The sequence below is a fragment of the Clostridium sp. OM05-5BH genome (genome assembly GCF_003481505.1).
Taxonomy (GTDB): domain Bacteria; phylum Bacillota; class Clostridia; order Lachnospirales; family Lachnospiraceae; genus Otoolea; species Otoolea fessa.
On record NZ_QULJ01000037.1, the window covers coordinates 1 to 600 of the forward strand.

General features: G+C 54.3%; 1 pseudogene. It reads right to left on the bottom strand.

From position 1 onward, the window contains the following. Window positions 1-108 precede the first annotated feature (108 nt). Window positions 109-600: pseudogene (locus tag DXB70_RS13995) on the bottom strand (conjugal transfer protein TraE); the annotation flags it as partial.

Genomic DNA, 600 nt, shown 5'->3' on the forward strand with positions numbered 1-600 from the left:
CCCGGTATCCTCCGTCGGCCCCGGCCTTTGAAAATTCCGTTTATCCGGTTTCTTTCCGATGATGTATCCCTCCTTTCCAAACCTCGGGCCATCATGGCCCGAAGTGCGTTATGCCCGGTTCATTTCCTGTTTTTTATCCTCCGGGCGGGTGGTCATAATGGCGTACAGCTCGGTATTCTGCGGGAAGCGGTCAACAAACGGGATGGTGGTATTCCCGAAGAACAGCAGCCCTTCGCCGGAATTGGTATGGGTCACATAGGAAAGCTGGTGGGGGCTGATCCCAAGCTGTTTGGCTAAAATCTGCCGGTCCCCCTGTGCCTGCGAGAGCAGCACAAGGAAGTCCGAGTTTTCAAAGATGTTCTCGATCTCCGGGCTTGCCAGAAAATCCTTCACGTTCTGCGTTAAAGCACTGGGAACGCACCCTTTTTTTCGCAGCATTTTCCAGATCGCCACACAGTAGCTTGCCGTCAGCCGGTCACGGAGCAGCACATGGAACTCGTCGAAGTAGCACCATGTAGCGATACCGCGGAGGAAATTCATGGACACCTGCGAGTTTACCAAGTCCTGCATAATGAGCATGGCAATCGTCCGAAGCCCGGC